This is a genomic window from Pseudoalteromonas sp. A3 (assembly GCF_025942345.1).
Classification (GTDB): Bacteria; Pseudomonadota; Gammaproteobacteria; order Enterobacterales; family Alteromonadaceae; genus Pseudoalteromonas; species Pseudoalteromonas atlantica.
In genome coordinates this window covers 56,377-78,038 of the sequence record NZ_JAPCKL010000002.1, presented here as the reverse complement: position 1 = coordinate 78,038, position 21,662 = coordinate 56,377, and the positions used below count along the sequence as shown (strand labels likewise).

Genomic DNA, 21,662 nt, shown 5'->3' with positions numbered 1-21,662 from the left:
AATATTAAAAATTTAAATTAAGATGCAGTATTGAGTGCTTTATGGCGCAATAGCGACCAGTAAGCGGTTGCAAAATAAATAATGGTGCAAATAAAACATGCAATTTCAAACTGAGATTTATTTCCTGCGTAAATGCTCATGCTGTCACTAAAAAACATTACTTGGCTGGCAAAGCCAAAAATAATAAGTAACGAAACAGTCGACACGCCATTTAACACTTTGGTTAGCATTGAGTTATCAACAACCGGAGCTTGAACGTTTTCTGCAAGTCCTGCTTGGTACTCTTTAATGTCTTGCTGCTCTTGCTCTTCTGCTGCAATTTCTTTGCTGTAGTCTTCACCTGCGCCGTATTTTTTAGCCAGTAGGGTGTAAATAACAATGGTGAAAATCCAAGTAGGAATAAATAAGTAGTAAAACGACATTACATCAATCGCATTTAAACCAAAGCCAAACACAAGTGCTAATGCCCAAGAGGCAATGGCTGGTACGCTACGTGTAATGTTTTTGTATTTAGCCCAGTAGCGGGTTAAACCAATTTTAGGAAATAAAACATGCTCGGCAAATACAATGCCGCCAACAGGTACTACTAATAAGCCTGCGTAAGTTAAAAGCGGTAACATTTGCGAAAATACAAACGGGAAACACGCAATTATAACGGTTACAACACCGACAATTGCGGTAGTGCGCTCGCGCGATTGGTCAACAAAAATAGATTGTGCTGCAAGGCCTGCGCGGTAAAGGTTGGCGTTAGCTGTAGTCCAGCCCGCAATAATTACAATAACAAAGCCTGTCCAGCCTAATGCGTGGTAAGCAACGTCACCTGGGTCAAGTGATGAAATAGTTGTTTTAAGTAATACCGCAACACCTGCGCCCATAATACCAGCCGAGATCCATGCTAAGTAATGGCCAAAAAACATACCTACGCCTGAAAACAAACCGTAGCTTTTGCGTTTAGCAAATCTAAAAATTGCCATATCAATTAAGCCAAAGTGGGTAATAGAGTTTGCAGCCCATGCAAAACCAATAACCTCTAATAAGCCAATACCTTTTTCGCCATCAGCGGTGGTACCGGTCCAAATAGAAGAATCCCCTATCGCCATAAAGTCATCAAACCCAGTTAGCGTGGTTACTCCTAATACATGATTAGAAAGTTCAGGGAACAAGGCAAACGAACCCGCTATAAAAATAACAAATAACCATGGCGCACAAATTTTAGAAAAATCAGCAACGGTTGAAAAACCATACATAGCCACAAATACAACAATAGAGCCAACCGATAAAACAATGGCCACAAATGCTAAGCTGTTAGGGTACCAATCGAGTTGCGCGGGTATATCAAACAAAAACCGCACTGCGGTTGCCGATACTGTGATCATGGCGGCGGATATCACACTAAATATGACCACGTTTGCCCAGTTATAGAGCTTGGTCATTGAGTTACCCGCAATTTTATTTAGGTAGTTGTATAAACTTAAGCGTGTTTCTACCGCAATTGGAGAGGTAATTAACCACCACGAACACATAGCTAATAGGTTACCAATTAATAAACCTAATAAAATGTCGATGGTCGATGCGCCTAATGCAACAAAGGTTGCACCAATAACAAACTCGGTTGCAGCAACGTGTTCACCAGCGTATAAACCGGCAAAGTGCTTCCAACCATGAAGCTTATGATTAGCAACGGGCAATTGCTCTTCGTTAACATCGTTAAATGTTTGTGTGTGTGGACTTGATGCCATGGTATTTTCCTATTGTTTTAAGCACAGCCCTAACTAACCTGAACTCTGGATAATAAATCTATCTCAAGCAGCTATTTCCAGCGCTAACTACGTTAAATTTACTTGCAATAGGCTAGCTATTGACGCGTAATTTCGCCTTGTTTTCACTGTAAATCTCTGGCTAGAGAAAATAAACATAGATATCACTTTTGATTTAATATGTTAGTAAATCTCTTAACCAAAGTTCAGGTTAACTATTAATTTAAATAAGTGTTTTTTATTTAAATTAATAGTGAGTAAATCACCGTGCCTTTTTATAATGCTACTACTATAACTACTTAATAATTAATGCATTTTTACGTTAAGCTTTGTCAGTGTCATAAAGCTCAACGTTGATATTCTATTACTGTGTTTGTAATGTTGGGTACTGCTTATAAAAGTCATCCCAATGCGTTAAATGCGCTACCTCTGGGTAAGCTTGGTGAACAAAGTTCACTGCATCTTGCATATGCCCACCCCCGCTGTAATGCAAAACCTGCATATTGGCGGCAAGTGCTGCGCACACGCCGGCTTTTGAATCTTCAATCACTAAACAATTTTGTGGCTTTACGCCCATTTGCTTAGCGGCATGTAAAAATAAATCGGGCGCGGGCTTACCATTTTTTACCTCACTAGAGGTAAATACCTTATTAAAGTGCTGCGATAAATTAACCACATTAAGCGCTTTAGCGGTGCGTTTAGGGCTACTGCTTGTTGCAATGCAACAAGGTACAGATAGTTGCTCTAGCACGTGTTTAATGCCGTTAGTTGGCATTAATGCAGTTTCGAACTCGTTTAATAGTGCTTCTCGGTAATCGGCTTCAAAGCTCTCAGCTAAGGTCACGTTAAAGGTATCGAATAAGTTTTGGGTGACTGTTTTAAAATTACAGCCCAAAAAATATTGTTGTACATAGGCTCGGTCAATATTAACGCCAATCTCTGCAAGCATGTTTATTAACACTTGCGCGCTTAATATTTCGCTATCTATAACAACGCCATCACAATCAAAAATAACTAATTCTATTTTAGTATTCATATTGCCCCTTTATATGCACCTAGTTTGGTGCAACCTTAACCTGAGCATAAGCCCAGCAAGTGAGCATATTCTCTTTATTGTTATAATAAGTCAACATCTTGTTAGTGAAAAACGCACCACAGTGGTGAATATTTATTCATTAAATATGAAATTGTCTGTATTTTCATTGATTTCAAAATTGCAATTACGACTAAGGTCGAACATTACAAAACCGCTATTTAGAAAATAGAAGGCAGCACGCAAACAGCAATCTAAATTTGTGATTACTCCAATCTAAACAATCAATTTTACCGAACTCACTTTTGTTAATACACTCGTTAACAGTTAAACAGCCAGCAACACTGCCGGCACTTTTATACAGATGAGGTCGACAATGAATACTCAAAAAAACACGATTAATAATAAATCTACGTTAACGCTAAGCGCATTAGCTTTAGCAATGGCATTACCTGCAAGTGCCGCAACTACCCTTACTAAAGACAACGGCGCAGCTGTTGGCGACAACCAAAACTCTATTACCGCAGGTGAGCGCGGAAGTGTATTACTTGAAGACGTACACCTAATTCAAAAGCTACAACGTTTTGCACGTGAGCGTATTCCTGAGCGTGTAGTGCATGCGCGTGGTACTGGTGCACACGGTGTGTTTGTAGCGTCTAAAGAGTTAGATGATTTAACAATTGCAGCGCCATTTGCAGAAGCGGGCAAAGAAACTGACGTATTTGTACGTTTTTCATCAGTAATTCACTCAAAAGGTAGCCCAGAAACACTACGTGACCCACGTGGTTTTGCTACTAAGTTTTACACCGACCAAGGTAACTGGGATTTAGTAGGTAACAACTTACCGGTATTCTTTATTCGCGATGCGATTAAATTTCCAGACATGGTTCACTCGTTAAAGCCATCACCGGTAGATAACATTCAAGATCCTAACCGCTTTTTTGACTTTTTCTCATACGAGCCAGGTTCTACTCACATGTTAACGTGGGTATACAGCGACTACGGTACACCAGCAAGCCTACGTAAAATGGACGGCTGGGGCGTACATGCTTACAAAATGATTAATAAGTCAGGCGATGTTAAGTACGTTAAGTTTCACTGGGTAAGCCAACAAGGTATAGACAACCTTGATGCTAAAGAAGTAAACGAAGTGCAAGGTAAAGACTTCCAACACTTAACACGCGACCTATACAGCGAGATTGGTAAAGGCAACTTCCCTAAGTGGGATCTATACATTAAAACCCTTGATCCGTCGCAGTTAGATGACTTTGACTACAACCCATTAGATGCAACAAAAATGTGGTTAGACGTTAAAGAAACTAAAGTAGGCACCATGACCCTAAACCGTATGCCAACTAACTTCTTCCAATCTACAGAACAAGTTGCAATGGCACCGGCAAATGTAATTCCGGGTATTGAGCCTTCTGAAGACAGACTTTTACAAGGGCGTGTTTTCTCTTACGCCGATACGCAAATGTACCGCTTAGGTGCTAACCACCAACAATTGCCAATTAACCGTGCAAAAGTTGAAGTGGTTAACTACAACCAAGACGGCGCAATGAACTACGGTAATACAACAAGTAACGTGAACTACCAACCAAGTCACGAAAACGTTGCAGAAAACCCAATTGCACGCAGAAGTAACACAGAGCTTAAAGGCTACGTACAACAAGCCGCAATTAAAAAGCAGCAAAACTTTGCTCAAGCGGGTGTACTTTACCGCAGCTTTAGCAAGCAAGAGCGCACTAACTTAGTTAACAACTTAGCCGGCGATTTAGGCAAAGTGAAAGACAGCAAAGTTATGCACAAAATGCTTAGCCACTTCTACAAAGCAGATAGCGAATACGGTACACGCTTAACTAACGCTGTAAACGGCGACATGAAACAAGTTAAGCAACTAGCCGCTAAGCTTTAATATTTTACCCAACCTGTAAGTTATTGAGGAAAGCCTAGCTTTCCTCTTTTTTAAAAAGGTAAACAGTATGCGTAAATTACTTATTATATTTACTTTAGTGATGAGCTTTTCAAGCTTTGCCAATGAGCCACAAAGCCCTGTAACGGAACAAAGCACCGCCCAGTCGCAATACGACAGCTTACTTGCTTATTACTTTGCAGCCGCACGCACCGACGACACCGCCGTAATAACGCAATTTGTAGATGCTGGCATTCCTATTAATAGTTACAACAACAAAGGTTACACCGCGCTAATGATTGCCACCTACCACGGCAATAAAAATACGGTAAACACCTTATTGCAACTAGGCGCTAATGCATGCCTTGAAGATAACCGCGGTAACACAGCCCTAATGGCCGCCATATTTAGAGGCGAATTTAGCATAGCTAAAACACTTGTTAGCCTTGATTGCGACAACGCACATCAAAACAAAGCCGGCCAAACAGCCGAGCAATTTGCACAAAAATTTGGCCAACAAAAAGTGCTCGACTTATTAGCACAGGTAAATAATGAAAAATAGATTCAAATGAGAAGCCCTACTCTATGGGCTTTCATTTACCTTAAATACTTTTACTTATTCTAATAAAAGTTTATTTATTAATGCTTCATGCTCTATCCCTGCTTCAAATTTTAAAGCGCGTATAAAGTCCATAGAGTTAGCAGGCCTATTTGGGTAACTATTATTTTTCCAGATCGACCTGAGCGCGCGAATAATAGGTTTATCACCAATAACAGCTCGTAACTTGGCAAAGACAATGGTTGATCGAGAATATTGATCGAAACCTTGTGTAGCATCAACCAAGGCTAACTTTTCCTTTATACTCATTAAAGCACTTTGCTGATAACGTGATGTTTCATACTCTACAAGCGCTTGCATGGCCTTTTTCCCATAACGTTGCTCTATAACAACAAGCTCAATGTACTTTGCTAAAGACTCCACTAAAAAAGCGCTATCTGCAAATACTCCATTACCAATATCATGCCCAAACCATTGATGCGCAGTTTCGTGAACTGCACGGCGATAACGTTGATCAAAGCCTGCATTAGCACTTGGCTTTGCTCTAAAACCAACACTGTCTTCAATAAGTATAAGCTGCGGCAGTGCATAACCTGTTACACCAAGCCTAGGCGAGCCTATTAAACTTAATTGTTTTGCTCTATAAGGGCTTATCTTATTAAGCCATTTTATTGTATCGCCCATTGCGCTAAGGTTTACAGCTATAGAATCTGCTCGTGCAGGCTCATTTTTGTCTTTAGCAAACACGTTTAACATCACGCCATTTTGCTGCTTGGTAACAGGTGAATAAGGCACCGTCACCCAAGCTGGGATTGCATTTATGGGTGTACGAGTCTCAAAATGAAATATTTCACGGTCATCTTTGCTGGTACGTGATATTTCCTCTCCTTGAGTTATAACCTGATAACCACTTGTTGTACTCACTTTACTAGACATAGTAAGCCACTGGTAATGAGTACTTGCTTTCGCCGTTTTAGCAAATAGCTTCGTGGGTCTAATAGACTGCTTCACTTTAAGTGCGTGTTGCTGCCGAAGTATAGGATCGGTTAATTCATAATTATCTTGATAGCCAACAGTGGGCAATAAAGGCACTGATCTTATATAGCTAAATTCAGGGGTTATTATCTGATGGCCTCTCACTGGCCAAAGCTTAGCTTGATGAACATAAAACCGTGTAACTAGTTTACGTATTTCTCCTGGCTGCATTTCATTCTCTAACTTAAACACAGCTTGATTAAGCAAGGGAAAGCTTTTAGCCCTTTGCGCGCCATCGATTTCAATATTAGCCCATTTATAAAAACCTGCACGCCCAATTAATACCTCTTTAATAGACTCTTGATGAGTGTTTTTTAAAGTATATATTAAGGAAAAATGAGCCTGCTGCTTTTGTGGGTAAAAGTCTACATTTGCATCAATGTGAACAATTCTTGGCTGTGCTACATTGCGCCATTGTGAAAAAGACTTTTCGTACTGTGCTTTAAAAGCCTCACGCTTATGCGAGTTGGTTAAAGGCTTCTCTTCAACTAGTCTTAAATGCAATTGAGTAAATAATGCCACAGTGATAAGCAGAGGAATGAATAACCAAAAATGTTTAACCCCCAATACTCTTCGGCTCAACCCAGTACCTCGGTGATTAAAAACTCCCGTAATTATAACTAGACTTATACACGCCACTAACCAAACTGATATATAAGGCCAATAACTACTCATACTTGCACGATAACCCCAAAAGTTATCTGGTGCTTGCAAAGGCGTCCAACCAACACTCCACAATGTATGTGTAAGACCAAAATAAGTCATTATTGGTGTGAATTTGATTAGTAAAATAGCACCAATTAGCAAACCGGCAATAAGCTGCGAACGACATAAATCAAATACGCACAAAAATACACATGCAATGATGGTAAGAGGAATAAACATCAAAAATAAAATGCTCAAATGTGCTTCCAATTGATATGCACTGTGTAAAAACCACTGAGCTGCACTTGCACCTAACAAGCTCATTGATAAAAAAACCAATATCATCGTACCTAATACGAATAACTGACTGATTATAAAGTAATATGTTTTAAGGGGGGTGGCAGCAATTAGCTCTGCTATATTATAGTATTTGGCGAAACAGCTTACTTGCCAGCTCCACAAAGCCAACAATAAAGTCCCAATTAAAAGTTGCATATCAAATGCATAATAGCTAATCGCATCTAGACTTGTGGTGCTCATAACACTCATTGGTTCAACATACCCTGACGACGAAGCAACACTGTTAAAAACCATCACTGGCCAAATAAGAATAATCAGTAACGTTATAGGATGTGAAACCAAATTAACCAGTGTAATTTTATATAAACTGGCCATCATCAAAAATGGTTTTTGTGTGACCCTAGCTGTTGTATATTCAGCGGGTTCTAACATGTTATGACGAATGTATTCGTTAGTACTTTGACCTTTATTAGCTTTTTTATTCTTTAAAATTGTATTTTGATTAAGAGTAACCAAAAAAATACCAACAGCGAGCAAACTCACGACAACGCGATTGATGGCAAACGAAGCTCCTAATGAATTAGTTAAACTGTTTATTACACCTGTGTATGCAAAAGGGTCAAGCCAAATAAATAATGTATAAAAGCTATTGCTTATAATACTGCTTCCAGCAAGCATTGGGTTTCCGGTAATACTTGCAAGCACTATATAGCCTACCCACAGCACTGCAAAAAAAACATAATTAGGTAATGAAGTTGCTGATTTATGGCAAATATAAAAAGCAATCACAACTAACAAGCAGCTATTAGGTAACAATACTAAAAAGCTACTAAATAAAGTAAAAGAAGCCGTATTTGGTATATAGCCTAATTGCCTTATATGCATGAACGCCATTATTAAAATAGCGCTTAAGCTGATAATGAAAACCAAGCAAATCAGTATGCATACCCTTGCTAAACTGCGCTTAAATAAGCTAGTTTGCGTAACGTAAATAAGCTCCTGCATAGACGCGTGTTGATCTCGTAAAAATATAACGGGTGCCAATACTCCCACAAGCATAGGTAACTGCATCATTTGTAGCATTGTAATATTTAACTTAAATTGTTTTAACGAATCAACCTCAACCGTTGCAAGCCCATATGACAACATAATCGCAAATATTAAAGGGATAATTATACAAAGCCAAACAAGTGGTTGGCGCACTGCATATCGCCACTCATTAAAAATCAACATGTTTGATTTCCTTTATTGAGTGAATAAAAGTACTTGTCTTGAAGCGTGGCGGGCGAGTTTATCGCATTTTGTGCAGGCGCCGTATCTGCATAAACACGAAATGAAGATCTTCCATAGCGATGGCTCTTACTTAATACATGCTGATTTGGTATGCCGGTAGGTAGGCTTTCAAGCTGCCATATCTTACCGTCTAAAGTAGTTAGTAACTCTTTTACGTCTCCGCTTTGTATAAGTGCTCCTTTGTCTATAATGGCTGCGTAGTGACATAAACTTTCTATATCTTCAACAATATGGGTCGATAACAGTATCAATCTGTTTTGGCTTATACTTACAAGCAAATTATTTAGACTTTCTCGTTCCATTGGATCAAGTCCTGCGGTGGGTTCATCCATAATAATTAGCTTTGGGTCTCCTAATAAAGCCTGAGCTACGCCAAAACGTTGCTTCATTCCTCCCGAAAAATTAACAAGCTTCTTATTAGCAAACTGAGTCAAATTAGTCAGTTCAAGTAAACTATTAATTTGGTTTTTACGTGTATTACCATCTATACCTTTTAACACTGCGATATGCTCAAGTAACGCTCGACAACTCATATTGGGATATACGCCAAAATATTGTGGTAGATAACCTAGTTGCGAACGAAGTGCACCTGGTTGGCTAATCACATCAAGGCCATTAAAATTAATGTATCCGGAGTCTGCATTTTGTAAACACGCAATTGTGCGCATAAGGGTTGATTTACCCGCGCCATTTGGCCCAAGTAGTCCTACCATACCGGCGGGTAGAGTGATCGTCACATCATTCAAAGCTTGCGTACCATCTACGTATTTTTTGTTGATATTTTTCAATGTAAGCATTAGTTTCATCCTTAGTTGATATAACACCAGCTTAAGAAATCAAGTTGAAACAAGCGAACATGTAATGGTTAACGCATTGAAATAAATGATGAAAACGAAAAAGTGACGTTGATCATTTAAATATGTACTTTCATCATTAAAATAAGAAGCCTCGACACACTTGGAATATTCATTAACAACATGAAATAAAACAATTATTTTGAATTAATAATTACGATTTAAATGATTTTATCGATAAACTAATGCGCTTAGCGTAGTGAATTATGTAAAGGTAATGTTTACAATAAAAAGACAACTTTATCCCAGCCTAACTGCTCACTAATTATAATAAAAATGGAGTTATATATGCAGCAAGCCAATACACCAATATGGCAACGCTTTAGCATTACCCAACTTATAATCTATTTACCGCTAATGGCTGCTATTTTGCTCGAATCTCACATACGCTTTTTGTCCTCAAATATGGAGTCAATTGGCCAATACCTGACTATTAATACTCAGCTTTTTCTACAGTGCATTCCCTTATTTATTGCCCATGCATTTGCGTATCGCTTATTGCTTACACCCGCAATCATAGCTTGGTTGTTAGGATTTTTAGCCTACCCATTTCTCCTACTGATTTTAAATATCCAGCTTTTTAACTTTGCTCAGTGGCAATTTATTAATGAACAATGTTGGGCAATGTGCGCATCTGCAAGTGGTATATGGCTTATCACTAGACGCACAAATAGAAATCACAATGTGTTGAGTAAAAAATGGCTTAAATCTTTGTTATCACTTGATAGCGTTGTGTTTATAGTACTTTTAGGGTGGGCAATAATTACAGCTAGCATACTCAATACCCATATTAATCCCATGTTAAATCAGCCTATTAAGCCCATTATTAACGTGCGTAAAGTATTTACACAATTTGATGTTTTTTTGGGCTATCTTTGGCAAATTACTTTTTCTGTAGGATTAATCTATGGCGTGTATTTAATAAACCGATACTTATTAATACGTTATGTATTAACGTATCATGGAGTATTGATGTTTTTGTTTGCAAATTTAATAAGCCTCGCTGTACTTACACCTGTTTTAATATCATGTGTGCTACTGTTACCAATTAATGATTTACCTGTAGGCATTGCTAACCTAACTCCTGGCGGTAATAATAATATTTTTAGCCCCGAAAACTATCAGTTTGTATTTTTATTTTTGGCTATAAGCACCCCCATTATTTTAGCGTTTGAACGACAGCAACAACACGTTCAAATTAGTAATATTGCTCAACAACAAACAAAAATAGAACTAAAACTACTTCAACAGCAAATTAACCCTCATTTTTTATTTAATACATTAAACAACCTCTATGCGCTGACATTAAAAAAAGCAGATAATGCACCAGACTTAGTTATGGAATTAGCTAATTTACTACGTTACAGTGTTTATGAAGGTCAAAAAACACAAGTGAGTTTAGAAAAAGAAATCAATTACTTAAAGGGTTTTATTGCCTTACACAATATACGAAACACTGATCGCTGTCACTTTGATGTGCAATGGCCTGAATACCAACAACACTATTTAATTTCTCCACTACTGTTAATAATGATTTTAGAAAATGCGATAAAGCATGGTGTGGAGCCCACATCACAAAAAGTAACGGTTGTGTTTAAAATCACCATGGCCAATAACATACTTACGCTATTCTCCTCTAACCCTATTCTAACTAATAACAATTTAGAACACGGCGTAGGGCTTAACAATTTACGCCGCAGGCTAACTCTTTTATATCCTAATAAGCACACATTAATTATTGATAAAAATAACACCCTTTGGCAAACCACACTTAAACTGGAGCTGACTGCATGCTAAACACAATAATTGTTGATGACGAGCCGCTCGCTCATGAAGTGTTACTGCATCATTTAAGTGCTCATAAAGATATTAATATAATCGGGCAATACCTTAACGCTAAAGATGCATTATGTGCTTTAGCCACATCATCTATTGATTTGTTATTTTTAGACATAAACATGCCAGAGATATCAGGCATTGCATTACTAAAAGTGCTCGCAAACCGACCTCAAGTCGTTATTATTAGTGCATATCAAGAATATGCTTTAGCTGGTTTTGAACTTGATGTAACTGACTACCTACTTAAACCAGTATCAGCGCAACGCCTAGACCGAGCATTAAATAAAGTACGGCAAAAAAGAAAACTTGTAACGCTAAATTCTAAGGCACCTCTAACTATTACGCTTAAAATCGACCGTGAAAAACATAAAATTCATTTAAGCGAAATAGACATGTTTGAGGCTTATGGAAATTATGTAAAGGTATGGCAAGGTGAAAAAGCATTACTTGCAAGCAGTACTCTCAAATACATAGTACAGGAAATTGACACTTCATTTATTCAAGTCCACAAATCTTACGTTATTAACAAGAACAAAGTGATCACGTTAAGTAATGAAAGCATTCAACTTTCATCAGGCGTATCAGTTAAAATTGGCAAGTCATACAAACAACTTGTTCGTGATATTATCTAATATTAGCCTGTTTGAGACTCCCTCTTTTATTGTAAAGCCCTAATACTATAGGGCTTCAAATTATTATACCAAAAGAGTAGGTTATACTTTGCGGTGCATTATTTAAGAGGCACTTAAAAGCGATACGTTACAGACGCACCAAGCGTTTGAGGGTTAACAACAGCCACATAGCCTGTTGGGTAACGCCCGCTTGCAGGTTCTACCGATGTATATTCCTCTTCATCAAACGCGTTGTTAATATAAGCGCTCATTAACCAATGCTCACTATCGTAACTAATTGTGGCACGTGTAATTGTGTAACCATCGGCAATACGATCTTGTGTATTAGTTAAATCACCATAATATTCATCCACATAATTAGCACTTACATTAACTTTTAAGCTATCAGTAAACCAATGCGACAGCCCTAAGCTAGCTGTAAGCTCTGGTGCAGAGTTAAGCTCGTTGCCAACTGCATCGCTGTACGTGGCCGATTCATCTATTTTAGTTTTAAGTAACCCAAGCCCTGCATGGAGTTGCCATTACTCACCTAATATACTGTATGCTTCAAGCTCTAAACCATAGCTATGAGCATCATCAATATTAGTGATTTTTCTATCTGAACTTAACGCTTGATACCCGCCAAAGTTATTATAAAAAATGTTCGCACTAATATTAATATCACCATTATTAAGTACACTGCGCGAGCCTAGCTCGTAGGTGTTTACTGATTCTTGGTCGTAGTAGTAATACTCTTGTGCGGTAAAATCTAACGCGCCGCCACCCGAGTTATAACCTCTACGGGCGCTGGCCGATAACGTTGTTTCATCTGTAATTTTGTATTGAATCGCTAATGTAGGTAATTTTATAGTGTTAGAGTCATCTAATTGCTCAACTAACCTACTGCCCCCAAAAGCCATATCAAAATTACGAAGCTGCTCTTCGCTCTCTATTCTAAGCCCTGCGGTGAGCGTAAATGCTTTAGTTAACTTAAAGCTTGTTTCTGAATAAATTGCTTTTGAGTCACTGCTGTCGTCACCAAAATAATCTGTTGCGCCTACACCTTTAAAAAAGGGACTCAGCACGCAAGTTATTGGGGATTAGTTAGCCTTGCAGGTTTGTGCTTTTGCATGGCGGGCTCTACCCTATTACAAGCCTTGTTAACAGAGCACTATTTTAAATATTATCAAAGTATTACTGTTGATTTTAGTGCGGTAGTATTTGCACTTATATTTTACTTTAGTGCCAAAAAAGTAAAAGCAAAATCTGCTCACAATACAAGTACGCCAGTATAGTTTTACAACGGGGTTTAAGCTAACAAATTAAACCCCTTTTACTGCTTTGCCCCTTTACAAAACGTCAGCGCTAAACACGATACAAACCGGTATATCGCCCCCTGGTAATTAAGCTTTGGTTTAAGCTGTTATTCTATTCTTGATTAAACTGGTCTAACCAGCTACCATTTTTAGATTGAGCATTTAAAAAAGCAATAATAAGTAATGAACACAAACGCTTCAAAGCACGTCACTATTACCTGCAATAACAGGCAAACCCTAAGCGCCCGTGTATTTACACCCACCAGCCCTATTAAAGGTGCGGTGATGATTGCCCCTGCAACCGGTATAAAGCAGCAGTTTTATGCAAACTTTGCTACTTACTTACAGCAACATGGCTTTGGCGTTATTACGTTTGATAACAGTGGCATTGGCCAATCGCTTAACCGCAGCATTAAAAAAAGCAAAGCCAGTTTACAAAGTTGGGGTGAGCAAGACATGCCTGCGGTGCTTGAGCATTTGCAAAGGGTATTTCCTAATACGCAGTATCATTTAGTGGGTCATAGCGCCGGCGGGCAATTAGTGGGGCTAATGCATAACGCTAACGAGCTAAGCTCCGCGTTTAATTTTGCTTGCTCGTCGGGTAAATTAACTAATATGAGCTTAGCGTATCAGGTTAAAGCGCACTTTTTTATGAATGGGGTTATACCCTTTAGTAATGCCTTGTTTGGTCATACTAAATCGCAGTGGTTTGGCATGGGCGAGCCACTACCTAAAGGCGTAGCTAAACAATGGCGCAAATGGTGTAACGCCCAAGGGTATGTGCAATCAGCATTTGGTGATACCGTATTTCAACACTGTTACAACACGCTTTCTATGCCCTCAATATGGGTTAATGCTACCGATGACGATATTGCTAACAATGCAAATGTTGCCGATATGCTCTCGGTTTTTCCTAAATTAAAAGCACAAACCCTAACCTTAAACCCACACGACTATGGTTTGAAGGAAATTGGCCATATGAAATTTTTTAGCAAAAAATCTGACGGATTATGGCCACTTGCGCTTAACTGGCTAAACAAACACAGTTAAAAAAGGATGCGTTTACTCCGTAAATTTGCACCGTTAATTTACGGCGTTAATTTGCTTTTTAACTGGTTTTTCACGCGTTACGAAATAGCACACGAGTGAGCCGCCAGTTACCATTATTACTCCTTGCCAAAACGAGGCACTAAGGGTAATAGACAAATAAAGCGCCGAAATAATCGCCGAAAAAACCGGCGTAAAATACGAAAGCGTACCAAGCAACATTAAGTTACCGCCAATAATAGCTTGGTTCCAAAGAGCATACCCGCTGCCAACAACCACACCAGCTAACACAAGCGTTACGGTCGCGTGCAGTGTAAAGGTCATTTTTGGCTCGTCACTTAATCCATACAACACCCATAAGCTTAGTGCCGTGGCGATAAAAAACAGCACAATGGCATTTTGCCCATTGCTATTTTTTTGAGTAATTACACAGTAAACAGACCAAATAAAAGGTGCTACAAACGCCAATAAGTAGGCCGTTGGGTTACTGGCAAAATTACCCATAATACTATTAAGTGATAACCCACTATCGCCACCAACGCACCAAGCCACACCAAAAAAAGCGAGCAGCATACCTGGGTAAATCCAAACACTTACTTTACTACGATTAACTATAATACTGAGCAAAATGGTAAGTGTGGGCCATAAATAATTTATAACTGCCATTTCTACCGCTTGGTGGCGATTATTAGCAAGCCCTACAAACAGCGCTAAACACACCTCGTAAAGTGCAAATAAAGCAGTACCCCAAATAATATAACGCTTATTAAACCCAGCAAACTTAGGCCGTCCCATTACCAAAATTAAAAACAGCGCGCTTACACTGTACATGAGTGCCGCCCCACCTATGGGGCCAAATAACTCCGAAACATCCCTGAGCAGAGCCACTAAACAACTCCATAACAAAATAGCGGCAATGCCATAAAGCGTGTATTTATGATTAGAAAAAAAGTCCATTAACTACCTAAAAGTACTACTTACGTTTGACGTTACGCTAACAGTAATTAGTGGGTTAAACAATTGTTGCTCATCATTTATTGTTATAAAGATGTTTTTGGCCTGCACTTAAGTGTTTGACCTTTTGGTCAGTAAAGTTACAATCATTCAACACGTTAAAAACAGCATCGCCATAATGAGCACACAAACAAAGCCAAATAAAAAAGAACTCACCCGAGTAAAAAACCAAACATTAATACTCGATGCCGCCGAGCAATTGTTTTCTCAGCTTGGTTACGATGGCACCAGTATGAGTATGGTTGCCAAAGAAGCAGGCGTTCCTAAGGCCAATATTTTATATTATTTTAAAAGCAAAGACGGCCTATACGAAAACGTAATAGACCGCATTATTGCACACTGGAACTTAGGCTTAGATAACGTAACCCCTGAGGACGACCCTGCGCATGTGTTGTATCACTATATTAAAAGCAAAGTCATACTTGCCGTAAACCAGCCGCTGCAATCACGTTTATTTGCCAGTGAAATACTGCGCGGCGCTCCTTATTTGCAAAACTACTTTAGAACCAACACACGCCCGTGGGTGAAACAAAAGGTAGACGTGTTTCAGGCCTGGATAGATGCAAACAAAATGGATAATGTTGACCCTTACCATTTATTATTTACCATTTGGTCAACTACGCAGTACTACGCCGACTTTCAGGCCGAAGTGCTACTGGTAATGAACAAATTAGAATACGACGAAACCGATGTGGCACAAATAACGCAATCAACTGCCCACATAATCTTAAAAGGTATTGGTTTAAAAATACCTGAGCACATTGAGGCTTAACCCATGGATAATTTTACCACCCCAGACTTATTTGACGATCACCGCAATAGCGTACAAGTTGCCGACAGCGGCCTGCGCCACTTTGGTAAAAAAACCACGTTTAGTGGCCAAGCAGTAACCGTTACCTGCCCAGACGATAACTCGTTTGCCGCCGACATACTGCATGAAAACGGCAAGGGTAAAGTACTGGTTATTGATGGCTTTGCTAGCAAACGCTTCGCTTTTATAGGCGATATTATGGCGGAGCGCGCGTTAAAAAATGGCTGGGAAGGCGTGATTATTAACGGCTGTTGCCGTGACATTGAAATACTTGCCACTATGGATTTGCCGGTTATGGCGCTAGGCTCAACCCCGCGCAGTACATTAAAGCGTGGCTTTGGAGATAAAAATCAAACAGTGACCATGCTTAGTACCACAATTAACCCTAACGATTGGCTATACGCCGATGTAAATGGCTTAATTATTAGCCCTAACGCATTACTATAAACGCCATATTTGCAACCAAGTTGGTGCAACCACGCACCAACTTGGTGTGTTTTCACCTCTAAATTACGCCTTCTTTAATACTTATATTTTTATAAATATCTGCTAAACCCCATGTAAACCAAAAAAACCTGACCGAGCGGACAACTTTATTGCATTTGGCATTGCTTTTGCTTAGCTTTTAGGCAATATAATAGCTAACCGATTAAAAAGCGGATCAGGCTCTGTAAAATAAAAATAAGATGTTACGCAGTGGGCTGAAAAATAATAATAACTAATTCGTCTTTTTAATCATCCTAAATCTGATTATAACCAGTTGGTCAGATTTACTTTATAACGAGTGGTGATATGAGTACCAAAACACATAATAATTTTACCGGTATTTTTTGTGACCATGGTCCTAACGCATGGCAAACACAAATCCACGGCACACTTGTAAATAAGCGCCTTGCGGTAAAAGATGTATTTGCTGTTAAAGGCGAGCGCAACAGCGCAGGTAACCCAAGCTGGTTTAAAGCAGCAAAACCTGCACAGCAAACAGCAAGTGCCGTAAACAAACTAATGAATGAAGGTTGTAGCTTTACAGGCTTTACCCATACCGATGAGCTGGCCTACAGCTTAGAGGGCAATAACATTCACTATGGTGCAGCACAAAACCCAAAACTTAAAGGCCATGCAAGTGGCGGCTCAAGTATGGGCTCGGCAGCAGCTGTGGCGGCTAACCTAGCCGATATTGGCTTAGGCACTGATACTGGTGGCTCTATAAGGATACCGGCAAGTTATTGTGGCTTATTTGGTATAAGGCCAAGCCATAACGTAATTGAAAAAGATGGCCTAATACCGCTAGCGCCCCCGTTTGATACCATTGGCTGGCTTACGCAAAATGCAGAGCTGCTAAGCGATGTAGGCAATGTACTGTTACCAAATCAAGCTATTAATAACGTTGATACTTTAGTTATTTGCGAGCCATTATTTGAGCTGGTTGACCCTGTTTTACAAGCCCCGCTTGAACAATTACTTGAAAAAACCAAACCTTATTTTAAACACCATAAAGAATTTGAACTGCCTAACAGCAGCTTATTAAGCGAACTGGCTGACAGCTTTAGAATACTGCAAGGGCGCGCAATCGCAAAAACGCATAAAGATTGGCTTCAATTGCCTGGGCAACTTCCCCAGTTTGCTCCGGCAATTGCGGCACGTTTTAACATGGCGCTTGCTCTAACCGCCCAAGAAGAACAAGAAGCACTAAATGTACAAACCCAATGGCAAACACTAATCGCTAAAAACCTAAACACAAACAGTTGTTTATTTTTGCCAACCACACCCACAACTGCACCTAAATTGGGCGCCGACACAAGCGCCTTACGCATGCAAATAATCACCTTATCGGCCATTGCGGGCTTGAGCCGCTCGGCGCAAGTACACTTACCATTGGCTAATTTAGAAAATGGCCACCCGTATGGGTTTTCATTAATGATGAGCCACGGCAACGATAAAAGCCTACTTGCCTGCGTACAACAATTAGCTGCCCACTTTAAACAGGACACTCTTGCATGAGCACACACAACATTGCCTTTACTGCCCCGCATTTTGCAGCAACCGAGGCAGGCACCTTAATACTAAAACAAGGCGGTACAGCCACCGAAGCCATGGTAGCGGCAGCGGCTGCTATTAGCGTGGTATACCCGCATATGAACTCAATTGGCGGCGACAGTTTTTGGCTTATTGATAACCCAAACCAAAGTATACCCACTGCCATTGATGCCTGCGGGCGCGCACCAAACGATATAAGCGCCTATAGCAATGAGCCACACATACCAGAGCGCGGCGGTTTAAGCGCGCTTACTCAGGCTGCAACATTACGCGGCTGGCAAAAAGCCCTTGCGGTAGATGAGCACGCTGCTCTTTCGCTAAGTATTATTTTAGCTCCAGCCATAAAGCTTGCGCGCGAAGGCTTTACAGTATCTAAAAGCTTGCAAGCAGGCTGCGAAAAGCTTGCTACCGCTTCAAACACTAACGCTGCCTTTAAAGAACTTTACATACCTAATGGTAAACCGTTGCAAGCGGGCCAACATTTTAAAAACCCAAAACTTGCCAGTACCTTTGAGCACTTAGCCGAGCATGGCTTAAACGCCTTTTACCAAGGCCCTTTAGCAGAGTCGTTTGCAAACGATTTAGCTGCCGCAGGCAGTGCAATTACACGCGCTGATATTGCCAATACGCAGGCCGATTTAGTAACGCCGCTCAGTGCTAATTTATCGGGCATACAGTGTTATAACTTACCCGCCCCCACGCAAGGCGTGCATTCTCTGCAAATAATTGGCGCTGTTAATAAACTAAAACATTTAGCCAAAACAGAGGCCGATTGGATGCACTTAATTGTTGAGGCAACCAAACAAAGCTTTACCCACCGCCCTACACTTTGGGCTGACCCAGATGCGCTTGGCGATGATTATAAAAACGCATTAACTGATGAGCGCTTAAGTGCGCTTGCCAGCAATATAGATATGAGCCAAGCCAAGCAATGGCCATTTAATGCAGAGCCAGGCGATACCGTTTGGATGGCCGCACGGGATAAAAACGGCCAACTAGTAAGCTTTATTCAAAGTGTTTACTGGGAATTTGGCAGCGGCATTTTGATGAGCGAAGGCGGCTTTGTATGGAATAACCGCGGTTTAAGCTTTAGTTTAAACAGCAACGATGCCAATGTCTTAAAAGCGCATAAAAAACCGGCTCATACACTCAACCCTGCTTTAGCAAAATTTGACGATGGTAGGCGCCTTGCCTACGGCACCATGGGCGGCGAAGGCCAACCACAAACACAAGCTGCTGTATTTAGTGGTTACGCATGGCGTAATAAATCAATTACCCAAGCAGTAAGCGATCCGCGTTGGTTATTAGGGCGCACCTGGGGCGATACAAGCACAAATTTAAAGGTAGAGCAAAGCTTAGTAATTCAAGTTAAACATGAATTAAATCAACGTGACCACGACTGGGTAAGCGTTGATAATAACAATGAAATGATGGGTCATGCAGGTGCCATTTTAGATACGCCTACCAGCCTTGAAGCAGCCACCGATCCTCGTTCAGATGGTCGCGCAACAGTAACTACAGCAGGAACACAATGACAGAAATAATAAATCAATGGCCAATTATAGCGGCCTTAATAGCAACCGGTATTTTTGCAGGTATTTTAGCAGGCCTATTTGGTGTAGGCGGCGGCATAGTAATTGTGCCTGTGCTGTACTTTTTACTGCAAGGCTTTGGCGTAAGCCCTGAGTCGGCCATGATGATAGCCACAGCGACATCGCTTGCCACCATAGTGCCTACTTCTATTTCGTCTATTCGCTCGCACCATGCAAAAGGCAATATCGACCTTGCTTTAATTAAATACTGGGCCCCGTTTATTTTGGTAATGGCTGTTATATGTAGCTATTTAGCTCATTCTATACGCGGTAATGCGTTGGTACTTATGTTTGCCTGTATTGCCATTTTAGTAAGTTTAAACATGTTATTTAGAGCCGGCGCCCCTGCCCTTGTTAGTAAATTACCAGGTAAATTTGGCCAAGGCATTATGGCAAGTATTGTCGGTGGTTTATCGGTAATGATTGGCATAGGTGGCGGCACTATTGGCGTACCTATGCTAAACGCGTTTAACGTACGTGCTCATGTTGCCGTTGGCACCGCTGCTGTATTTGGCTTATTAATCGCGTTACCGGGCGTTATTACTTTATTAAGTATTGGTACTACACCCACCGATGCGCCGCTTGGCACGTGGGGCCTTGTAAACCTACCTGCTTTTATACTTATTATTCCGCTTACTATTTTGTTTGCCCCTATTGGCGTAAAAATTGGTAGCAAACTAGATCAAAAACAATTAAAACGCGCCTTTGCCGTTGTATTAATGATAACGGGCATTCGTATGCTTATTCAGACTCTGGGAGCCTAAAACATGTTTAGCGACACGCAAATTCAAACTTTAAATCCGCCACAGCGATTACTCATGGGCCCAGGCCCAATAAACGCAGATCCACGCGTGCTACGTGCTATGTCGGCGCAGCTAATTGGCCAATACGACCCAGTAATGACCGGCTTTATGAACGAAACCATGGCTCGCTATCGCGAAATTTTTAAAACCAAAAACGAATGGACCATGTTAGTTGATGGCACATCACGCGCAGGCATAGAAGCCGTTTTATGCTCTATTTTACGCCCAGGCGATAAAGTACTGGTGCCCATTATGGGCCGCTTTGGCCACTTGCTTGCTGAAATAGCCGAGCGCGTAGGCGCAAAAGTACACACCATAGAAGTCCCGTGGGGCGAGGTTTTTACCCCCGAACAAATAGAAAAAGCCATTGTTGATGTAAAACCCCATGTACTTGCTATGGTACAGGGCGATACCTCTACAACCATGAACCAACCCCTTGAACACATTGGCGATATTTGCCAAAAGCACGACGTATTATTTTACTGCGATGCCACCGCTTCGATTGTAGGTAACGATTTACCCGCCGATGAGTGGAAGCTCGATGCGCTTTCGGTTGGATTGCAAAAATGTTTAGGTGGCCCATCTGGCTCTGCCCCTTTAACACTGAGCGATAAATGCGCCGATTGGATCCAAAAACGCAAAAAAGTAGAAGCGGGTATTCGTACCGCGCAGCATACCGACGGCACCGAGCCATTTGTACGCTCAAACTACTTTGATTTAGGCATGATCATGAATTACTGGGGCGAAGAGCGCCTTAACCACCACACCGAAGCCACCAGCATGCTGTATTGCGCATCAGAATGTGCTCGCATTGTTATTGAAGAAGGCGTTGATAACTGCGTTGCCCGCCACAAGTTACACGGCGATGCCATGCTAACGGGTATTCAAGCGCTGGGCTTAAACGTATTTGGCGACTTAAACCATAAAATGAACAACGTAGTGGGTGTTTATATACCCGAGGGCATTAATGCTGACCACGTACGCGGACAAATGCTAACCGACTTTGGTATTGAAATTGGCACCTCGTTTGGGCCGCTGCATGGCAAAATTTGGCGTATTGGCACCATGGGTTACAACGCCCGTAAAGATGCCGTATTACAAACATTGGCAAGCCTAGATGCCTGCTTACACGCCAACGGCTATAAAGGCCCTAAAGGCGAAGCCGCTATTGCCGCCCTTGCCCATTATAAATAGAAAAAAGGAT

At 40.6% G+C, this 21,662-nt stretch carries 16 protein-coding genes and 1 pseudogene; 11 read left to right on the top strand and 6 right to left on the bottom strand.

Going from position 1 to position 21,662, the window contains the following annotated elements; genetic code table 11:
* Nucleotides 1–17 precede the first annotated feature (17 nt).
* Together OIZ54_RS03440 and OIZ54_RS03435 are read right to left on the bottom strand one after the other, a co-directional pair.
* Complete coding sequence (locus OIZ54_RS03440; protein ID WP_029772305.1) at nucleotides 18–1,739, bottom strand: purine-cytosine permease family protein; 1,722 nt, start codon at nucleotides 1,737–1,739, stop codon at nucleotides 18–20.
* 382 nt (nucleotides 1,740–2,121) lie between these two features.
* Nucleotides 2,122–2,793 carry an HAD family hydrolase gene (locus tag OIZ54_RS03435; protein ID WP_096042795.1) on the bottom strand — a complete coding sequence of 224 codons (672 nt, stop codon included), beginning with the start codon at nucleotides 2,791–2,793 and terminating at the stop codon, nucleotides 2,122–2,124.
* 373 nt (nucleotides 2,794–3,166) lie between these two features.
* Between OIZ54_RS03435 and OIZ54_RS03430 the strand changes: the two genes are divergently transcribed.
* Nucleotides 3,167–4,705, top strand: coding sequence for a catalase (locus OIZ54_RS03430; protein WP_004587093.1), 1,539 nt, complete (start codon nucleotides 3,167–3,169; stop codon nucleotides 4,703–4,705).
* Nucleotides 4,706–4,772: 67 nt separating this feature from the next.
* Nucleotides 4,773–5,264, top strand: a complete 492-nt coding sequence (locus OIZ54_RS03425) for an ankyrin repeat domain-containing protein (protein ID WP_248461834.1) — start codon at nucleotides 4,773–4,775, stop codon at nucleotides 5,262–5,264.
* Between the two features lie 54 nt (nucleotides 5,265–5,318).
* Here the strand turns inward: OIZ54_RS03425 and OIZ54_RS03420 are convergent, their stop codons facing one another.
* Nucleotides 5,319–8,474 carry a M1 family aminopeptidase gene (locus OIZ54_RS03420; RefSeq protein WP_264389728.1) on the bottom strand — a complete coding sequence of 1,052 codons (3,156 nt, stop codon included), beginning with the start codon at nucleotides 8,472–8,474 and terminating at the stop codon, nucleotides 5,319–5,321.
* Nucleotides 8,468–9,331 (bottom strand): ABC transporter ATP-binding protein, encoded by an 864-nt coding sequence (locus tag OIZ54_RS03415; RefSeq protein ID WP_264389727.1) that lies wholly within the window; start codon nucleotides 9,329–9,331, stop codon nucleotides 8,468–8,470. The genes OIZ54_RS03420 and OIZ54_RS03415 overlap by 7 nt, the downstream gene beginning before the upstream one ends.
* Nucleotides 9,332–9,676: 345 nt before the next feature.
* On the opposite strand from OIZ54_RS03415, the gene OIZ54_RS03410 reads away from it, so the two are divergent.
* Nucleotides 9,677–11,185 (top strand): sensor histidine kinase, encoded by a 1,509-nt coding sequence (locus OIZ54_RS03410; RefSeq protein ID WP_264389726.1) that lies wholly within the window; start codon nucleotides 9,677–9,679, stop codon nucleotides 11,183–11,185.
* Nucleotides 11,179–11,859 (top strand): LytR/AlgR family response regulator transcription factor, encoded by a 681-nt coding sequence (locus OIZ54_RS03405; protein WP_248461830.1) that lies wholly within the window; start codon nucleotides 11,179–11,181, stop codon nucleotides 11,857–11,859. Before OIZ54_RS03410 ends, OIZ54_RS03405 begins: the two co-directional genes overlap by 7 nt.
* 113 nt (nucleotides 11,860–11,972) lie before the next feature.
* Here the strand turns inward: OIZ54_RS03405 and OIZ54_RS03400 are convergent.
* A pseudogene (locus tag OIZ54_RS03400) lies at nucleotides 11,973–12,923 on the bottom strand (TonB-dependent receptor).
* 414 nt (nucleotides 12,924–13,337) lie between these two features.
* Between OIZ54_RS03400 and OIZ54_RS03395 the strand changes: the two are divergent.
* On the top strand, nucleotides 13,338–14,204 hold the full coding sequence (locus OIZ54_RS03395) for an alpha/beta fold hydrolase (RefSeq protein WP_264389725.1): 867 nt from the start codon (nucleotides 13,338–13,340) through the stop codon (nucleotides 14,202–14,204).
* A 33-nt stretch (nucleotides 14,205–14,237) separates the two neighbouring features.
* On the opposite strand, the gene yddG is transcribed toward OIZ54_RS03395, so the two are convergent.
* On the bottom strand, nucleotides 14,238–15,158 hold the full coding sequence (gene yddG, locus OIZ54_RS03390) for an aromatic amino acid DMT transporter YddG (RefSeq protein WP_024032801.1): 921 nt from the start codon (nucleotides 15,156–15,158) through the stop codon (nucleotides 14,238–14,240).
* 175 nt (nucleotides 15,159–15,333) lie between these two features.
* Between yddG and OIZ54_RS03385 the strand changes: the two genes are divergently transcribed.
* The 6 genes from OIZ54_RS03385 to OIZ54_RS03360 all read left to right on the top strand — a co-directional run bounded on the left by OIZ54_RS03385 (nucleotide 15,334) and on the right by OIZ54_RS03360 (nucleotide 21,652).
* Nucleotides 15,334–15,987 carry a TetR/AcrR family transcriptional regulator gene (locus OIZ54_RS03385; protein WP_264389723.1) on the top strand — a complete coding sequence of 218 codons (654 nt, stop codon included), beginning with the start codon at nucleotides 15,334–15,336 and terminating at the stop codon, nucleotides 15,985–15,987.
* Between the two features lie 3 nt (nucleotides 15,988–15,990).
* Nucleotides 15,991–16,473, top strand: coding sequence for a putative 4-hydroxy-4-methyl-2-oxoglutarate aldolase (locus OIZ54_RS03380; protein ID WP_054981718.1), 483 nt, complete (start codon nucleotides 15,991–15,993; stop codon nucleotides 16,471–16,473).
* Between the two features lie 345 nt (nucleotides 16,474–16,818).
* Nucleotides 16,819–18,027, top strand: a complete 1,209-nt coding sequence (locus OIZ54_RS03375) for an amidase family protein (protein WP_264389722.1) — start codon at nucleotides 16,819–16,821, stop codon at nucleotides 18,025–18,027.
* Nucleotides 18,024–19,598: a gamma-glutamyltransferase family protein gene (locus tag OIZ54_RS03370; RefSeq protein ID WP_264389720.1), complete on the top strand. Its 1,575-nt coding sequence runs from the start codon at nucleotides 18,024–18,026 to the stop codon at nucleotides 19,596–19,598. The genes OIZ54_RS03375 and OIZ54_RS03370 overlap by 4 nt, the downstream gene beginning before the upstream one ends.
* Nucleotides 19,595–20,419 carry a sulfite exporter TauE/SafE family protein gene (locus OIZ54_RS03365; RefSeq protein ID WP_004587085.1) on the top strand — a complete coding sequence of 275 codons (825 nt, stop codon included), beginning with the start codon at nucleotides 19,595–19,597 and terminating at the stop codon, nucleotides 20,417–20,419. The genes OIZ54_RS03370 and OIZ54_RS03365 overlap by 4 nt, the downstream gene beginning before the upstream one ends.
* Nucleotides 20,420–20,422: 3 nt before the next feature.
* Nucleotides 20,423–21,652, top strand: a complete 1,230-nt coding sequence (locus OIZ54_RS03360; RefSeq protein WP_004587084.1) for a pyridoxal-phosphate-dependent aminotransferase family protein — start codon at nucleotides 20,423–20,425, stop codon at nucleotides 21,650–21,652.
* Nucleotides 21,653–21,662 lie beyond the last annotated feature (10 nt).

Excerpts from the sequence above, each read along its gene's own strand:
- yddG (WP_024032801.1), bottom strand. The coding sequence starts at position 15,158 with ATGGACTTTTTTTCTAATCATAAATACACGCTTTATGGCATTGCCGCT.
- OIZ54_RS03425 (WP_248461834.1), top strand. The coding sequence starts at position 4,773 with ATGCGTAAATTACTTATTATATTTACTTTAGTGATGAGCTTTTCAAGC.
- OIZ54_RS03415 (WP_264389727.1), bottom strand. The coding sequence starts at position 9,331 with ATGCTTACATTGAAAAATATCAACAAAAAATACGTAGATGGTACGCAA.
- OIZ54_RS03370 (WP_264389720.1), top strand. The coding sequence starts at position 18,024 with ATGAGCACACACAACATTGCCTTTACTGCCCCGCATTTTGCAGCAACC.
- OIZ54_RS03435 (WP_096042795.1), bottom strand. The coding sequence starts at position 2,793 with ATGAATACTAAAATAGAATTAGTTATTTTTGATTGTGATGGCGTTGTT.
- OIZ54_RS03420 (WP_264389728.1), bottom strand. The coding sequence starts at position 8,474 with ATGTTGATTTTTAATGAGTGGCGATATGCAGTGCGCCAACCACTTGTT.
- OIZ54_RS03395 (WP_264389725.1), top strand. The coding sequence starts at position 13,338 with ATGAACACAAACGCTTCAAAGCACGTCACTATTACCTGCAATAACAGG.
- OIZ54_RS03385 (WP_264389723.1), top strand. The coding sequence starts at position 15,334 with ATGAGCACACAAACAAAGCCAAATAAAAAAGAACTCACCCGAGTAAAA.
- OIZ54_RS03380 (WP_054981718.1), top strand. The coding sequence starts at position 15,991 with ATGGATAATTTTACCACCCCAGACTTATTTGACGATCACCGCAATAGC.
- OIZ54_RS03405 (WP_248461830.1), top strand. The coding sequence starts at position 11,179 with ATGCTAAACACAATAATTGTTGATGACGAGCCGCTCGCTCATGAAGTG.
- OIZ54_RS03360 (WP_004587084.1), top strand. The coding sequence starts at position 20,423 with ATGTTTAGCGACACGCAAATTCAAACTTTAAATCCGCCACAGCGATTA.
- OIZ54_RS03440 (WP_029772305.1), bottom strand. The coding sequence starts at position 1,739 with ATGGCATCAAGTCCACACACACAAACATTTAACGATGTTAACGAAGAG.
- OIZ54_RS03375 (WP_264389722.1), top strand. The coding sequence starts at position 16,819 with ATGAGTACCAAAACACATAATAATTTTACCGGTATTTTTTGTGACCAT.
- OIZ54_RS03430 (WP_004587093.1), top strand. The coding sequence starts at position 3,167 with ATGAATACTCAAAAAAACACGATTAATAATAAATCTACGTTAACGCTA.
- OIZ54_RS03365 (WP_004587085.1), top strand. The coding sequence starts at position 19,595 with ATGACAGAAATAATAAATCAATGGCCAATTATAGCGGCCTTAATAGCA.
- OIZ54_RS03410 (WP_264389726.1), top strand. The coding sequence starts at position 9,677 with ATGCAGCAAGCCAATACACCAATATGGCAACGCTTTAGCATTACCCAA.